The organism is Lonsdalea britannica (assembly GCF_946477055.1).
In the GTDB taxonomy this organism is placed as follows: domain Bacteria; phylum Pseudomonadota; class Gammaproteobacteria; order Enterobacterales; family Enterobacteriaceae; genus Lonsdalea; species Lonsdalea britannica_A.
Genome location: NZ_CAMKXG010000341.1, coordinates 1 through 3,052, shown reverse-complemented (window position 1 = coordinate 3,052; position 3,052 = coordinate 1). Strand labels below are relative to the sequence as shown.

Here is a 3,052-nt window from a genome sequence, read left to right as displayed (position 1 = left end):
AGTGGCATCGGGTGGCGAGCTGTCGCGTATCGCGTTAATTCTGCAGGTCATCACCGCGCAGAAAATGGATACGCCGGCGCTTATTTTCGATGAAGTGGACGTGGGGATTAGCGGTCCGACTGCCGCGATCGTAGGGAAAATGTTGCGTCAACTGGGTGAGTCTACGCAGGTCATGTGCGTCACCCACTTACCACAGGTCGCCGGTTGCGGACACCATCATTACTTCGTTAGCAAACAGACAGACGGCGCAGAAACCGAAACGTTGATGGAGTCTCTTGGCAAACGCGCTCGCCTTCAGGAGCTAGCCCGTCTGCTGGGGGGAAGCGCCGTGACCAAGAATACGCTGGCGAATGCAAAAGAGTTACTGGCCGCATAAAAACGTTCAACTTTTTCAGGTTCCTGAGGTCTTACATGGGCCTTGCCGGTTTTCAAGACAGGCAAGGTCTATTATCATCGGCAACCTATGCCCTTAAGGAATGAACTCACTATGCGCTGTAAAACGCTAACTGTCATCGCCGCGGTAGTCGCTGTCATGTTGACCGCCGGATGCTCCACGCTGGAGAAGGTGGTTTATCGTCCGGATATCAATCAGGGGAACTATTTAGCTCCTGCAGACGTCGCCAAAATCCATAATGGTATGACAAAACAACAGGTTGCTTATTCTCTGGGAACACCGATGTTACAGGACCCGTTTGGTAGCGATACTTGGTTCTATGTATTCCGTCAGCAGCCCGGTCATGAAGCGGTGAAACAGCAAACTCTGACGCTGAATTTCGATAGCCAGGGCATCCTCACCAGCATCGATAACAAGCCAGCGCTGAACTAATTCGTTTGTGTTGTCGGATCGTCCGAAGGCTATCGGTCCAAGGCCATTAACGCCTGAAAAGCTTCCTTTTGCGAAAAAGCTTTTCAGGTTAAATCGGTTGATGAAAATCGTGTGATACGAGCGAGCATGTATCTGAATGAGTCTGAACGAGCCCGACACAGAGAGGCACCTAATGCAGTCGATATCGGGAACACTCTGGGAACAAAAGTGAAGGTGTGTAGTGGCTGCCGTCTCTCAGAGTATCAACCGCTAGCAAAGCCAACTACGTCGATGATTTCCTCGCGATGAGGTTTTATCTGGCAGTCAAATTTCTCAGTTGTTTCACTGGGCTACGTCGACTAGCGTTTACTTTTAGCGTGTTCTGCTCTTTGCCTGCGTAATTCTTTGGGATCGGCGGTTATCGGACGATAGATTTCAACGCGATCGCCTTCCTGTAGAGCTTCATCCAGTTTGGCGGGGCGACTAAAAATACCCACTTTATTGCTAGTGAGGTCTATCTCCGGACGCAATGTCAGTAACCCCGACGCGTTGATCGCTTGCTTTACCGTGCTGCCCTCTTCGAGCTTTAGCGCACGGAGAAACTGACGCTCCGGTAGCGCGTAAACCACTTCCACACGCATCTCAGTCACTGTAGACCTCTTTGGCTCGTTGAGTGAAAGCCTGAACCATATTGTTCGCAAGCTCCTTGAAGACTTTTCCAAAAGCCAATTCGATCAGCGCATTTTTGAATTCAAAATCCAAGTCGAGCTCAACTTTACAGGCTTCTTCACTCAGCGGAATAAACCGCCAATCGCCCTTTAATTCGCGGAACGGGCCGTCAACCAGCCGCATTGAGATAGACTGGTTATCTGTCAGCGTATTCCGAGTCGTAAAGGTTTTGCTAATACCGGCTTTGGAAACATCAACCGCCGCGGTCATTTCCTCCGAAGAGGTCGATAAAACTCGGCTTCCTGTACAGCCCGGTAAGAAGGCAGGGTAAGAAGGCACATCATTGACGAGTTTATACATTTGCTCGGCGCTGTAAGGGACTAACGCGGAGCGATTGATTTTGGGCATACCATTTTCCAAAAGTAACAAAATGCGCAAAATAATAGCATTTTCGGTCATCAGATAAAAACGCCGGGAAAGTTGCCCTAAGCCAGAACACAATGTCACTCTACACTTTGGCGGGGATTTCATTCCCTTAGACATCCAGTATAATGACGGCACTATGAAAAAGAAAAAAGCGTACAAACCCGGTTCCGCGACCATTGCGCAAAACAAGCGTGCTCGCCATGAGTACTTCATCGAAGAAGAATTTGAAGCTGGCCTTGAACTGCAAGGCTGGGAAGTCAAATCTCTGCGAGCGGGCAAAGCCAATATCAGCGACAGCTATGTGACCTTGAGAGACGGCGAAGCCTTTCTCTTTGGTGCCACCATTACACCGCTCAACGTAGCGTCTTCACACGTCGTATGCGATCCCACTCGCACGCGCAAACTATTACTCAACAAACGCGAGATAGAATCGCTCATTGGCCGAGTCAGCCGTGAGGGTTATACCGTCGTCGCCTTGTCGATGTATTGGAAAAATGCCTGGAGCAAAGTCAAAATTGGCGTCGCGAAAGGTAAACGAGATCACGACAAGCGCGACGATATCAAAGAACGTGAGTGGAAATTAGACAAAGCCCGTATCATGAAGAACGCAAACCGCTAAGCCGGTGGCTTAAGCCCGGTAAGTTCTGATATACTGGCGAAAGTTTCTTGGGGCTGATTCTGGATTCGACGGGATTTGCAAAGCCCAAGGTGCATGCCGAGGGGCGGTTGGCCTCGTAAAAAGCCGCAAAAAAATAGTCGCAAACGACGAAAACTACGCTGTAGCAGCTTAATACCCTGCGTATAGCCCTCTCTCCCTAGCCTCCGCTCTTAGGACGGGGATCAAGAGAGGTCAAACCTAAAAGAGATCGCGTGGATGCCTTGCCTGGGGTTGAAGCGCTAAATCTAATCAGGCTAGTTTGTTAGTAGCGTGTCTGTCCGCAGCTAACCGGCGAATGTAAAGACCAGACTAAGCATGTAGTACCGACGGTAGAGTAATTCCGGACGGGGGTTCAAATCCCCCCAGCTCCACCAATTTAGACATCGGTTATTACCAGATAAGGCCGATGAAGTACGAAAAGCCCACACGGCGCAAGCCCTGCGGGCTTTTTTGCGTCTACTGGGCACTGTGGCGATCTTGTGGCTTCCACAACT

At 50.1% G+C, this 3,052-nt stretch carries 4 protein-coding genes, 1 other RNA gene and 1 pseudogene; 4 read left to right on the top strand and 2 right to left on the bottom strand.

Annotation, left to right across the window (positions count from 1 at the left end; translation table 11 throughout):
- Positions 1-376, top strand: a pseudogene (locus tag Q7O77_RS16365) (DNA repair protein RecN); the annotation flags it as partial.
- 111 nt (positions 377-487) lie between these two features.
- A complete protein-coding gene (gene bamE, locus Q7O77_RS16360) occupies positions 488-826 on the top strand; it encodes an outer membrane protein assembly factor BamE (protein WP_085652263.1) in 339 nt (112 codons plus the stop codon).
- Between the two features lie 338 nt (positions 827-1,164).
- Here bamE and Q7O77_RS16355 read toward each other — a convergent pair whose 3' ends face one another.
- Entirely contained in the window at positions 1,165-1,455 is a 291-nt protein-coding gene (locus Q7O77_RS16355) for an RnfH family protein (protein WP_304169746.1), read from the bottom strand.
- Positions 1,448-1,882 carry a type II toxin-antitoxin system RatA family toxin gene (locus tag Q7O77_RS16350; protein WP_304169749.1) on the bottom strand — a complete coding sequence of 145 codons (435 nt, stop codon included), beginning with the start codon at positions 1,880-1,882 and terminating at the stop codon, positions 1,448-1,450. The genes Q7O77_RS16355 and Q7O77_RS16350 overlap by 8 nt, the downstream gene beginning before the upstream one ends.
- A 154-nt stretch (positions 1,883-2,036) precedes the next feature.
- Here Q7O77_RS16350 and smpB point away from each other — a divergent pair, with 154 nt between their 5' ends.
- Both smpB and ssrA read left to right on the top strand, forming a co-directional pair.
- Positions 2,037-2,519 carry an SsrA-binding protein SmpB gene (smpB, locus tag Q7O77_RS16345; protein ID WP_085652266.1) on the top strand — a complete coding sequence of 161 codons (483 nt, stop codon included), beginning with the start codon at positions 2,037-2,039 and terminating at the stop codon, positions 2,517-2,519.
- Positions 2,520-2,568: 49 nt separating this feature from the next.
- Positions 2,569-2,932: a transfer-messenger RNA gene (ssrA, locus tag Q7O77_RS16340) on the top strand.
- Positions 2,933-3,052 lie beyond the last annotated feature (120 nt).

Bases quoted from the DNA above. Each gene is read 5' to 3' on its own strand.
- bamE (WP_085652263.1), top strand. From the start codon at position 488: ATGCGCTGTAAAACGCTAACTGTCATCGCCGCGGTAGTCGCTGTCATG.
- Q7O77_RS16350 (WP_304169749.1), bottom strand. From the start codon at position 1,882: ATGCCCAAAATCAATCGCTCCGCGTTAGTCCCTTACAGCGCCGAGCAA.
- smpB (WP_085652266.1), top strand. From the start codon at position 2,037: ATGAAAAAGAAAAAAGCGTACAAACCCGGTTCCGCGACCATTGCGCAA.